Here is a 776-nt window from a genome sequence, read left to right as displayed (position 1 = left end):
GGTTTTATAGTTATCTTTACCGCCATTTTCTACTAGCAGCTCAATTGCTTTTTCTGATTCGATCTTGACGCTTTTTTCCTTACCTTTAACAACTGAAAGGGTTTCTTCCCCTTTCACCTGATACTTGGCTGGAAGGACTTTTTCTTTTTTGAAGGTTGCATACGCATAGTCCATCAGCTTGGTGCTGTCCGCAAAACGTTGATTCTTATTAGTGGACTTCATGACAACCGTGATATAGCGTTGACCATCCCGTATGACCGTACCTGTATGGCCATAGCCGGCATATTCAGTGGATCCCGTTTTCAGCCCGTCCACGCCTTTATATTCGAATATAAGGCCTGGCAGCATCCAGTTGAAGTTCGGATATTCCTTGCCATCTCGGAATTTCAATTTGGAGATGCTGGCGATTTTTAATACTTCAGGATAATCGTTGATAAGACGATAAGCAAGCAGAGCAGTATCCTTCGCTGTCATGACGTTTTCATCATCTGCTTTACCGGTAGGGTATTCCCCCAATAGATCGGAATTGTTCAAACCGCTGGCATTTACGAATCTATGATTTTTCAAGCCTAATTTACTTGCTCTTTCGTTCATTAATTTAACGAAATTCTTTTCACTTCCGGAAACTAGCTGAGCCAATGCCACTGTCGCTGCATTTCCTGAATAGATGGCCATGGCTTGATAAAGTTCCTTAACTGTATAGTCCTCACCTTCCGTCAAACCAACATTCGACAGATTCGGTGCTTTTGAAAGATCATGCACATACTTATTGATTT

General features: G+C 41.9%; 1 protein-coding gene. It reads right to left on the bottom strand.

Features of this window, described 5'->3' with window-relative positions; all coding sequences use genetic code 11:
- The coding region (locus tag CVN76_RS06370; protein ID WP_198512512.1) for a D-alanyl-D-alanine carboxypeptidase family protein at window positions 1–776 on the bottom strand (776 nt) is incomplete at both ends.

It is taken from the genome of Bacillus sp. mrc49 (assembly GCF_002803435.1).
This window is presented reverse-complemented; position numbering and strand designations above follow the sequence as displayed.